This window comes from Pseudoalteromonas sp. 19-MNA-CIBAN-0066, from assembly GCF_040308705.1.
GTDB lineage: Bacteria > Pseudomonadota > Gammaproteobacteria > Enterobacterales > Alteromonadaceae > Pseudoalteromonas > Pseudoalteromonas nigrifaciens.
Window position 1 is genome coordinate 1 of sequence record NZ_JBEONZ010000255.1, and the last position, 263, is coordinate 263.

At 55.9% G+C, this 263-nt stretch carries 1 pseudogene; it reads right to left on the minus strand.

The annotated features are described in order from the left end of the window. Window positions 1–263 (minus strand): annotated as a pseudogene (locus AAEZ18_RS19045) (phosphopentomutase); the annotation flags it as partial.

A 263-nucleotide genomic window follows, 5' to 3' on the forward strand; every position in this document is an offset into this window, starting at 1 on the left:
GAAATATCCCCACTCAAACAGAACCGGGACACCGGCAATTTCCCAGTGACCAGACGGGGTATCTTTACCGGATGACATTTCGTGCGCCCATGCGTACGCGCCGATAACTTCAGCGTTGCCGTCCATTCCCGCCGGAATGAAACCGGTAGAACCTTCGTGTGCTTTCGCCAGCCCCAGACGGGTCAGATTTGGCAGATTGAGCGGGCCTTTACGACCGTTATCAGCTTCGCCTTTGGCACAAGCTTCTGCGATATGACCCAGGG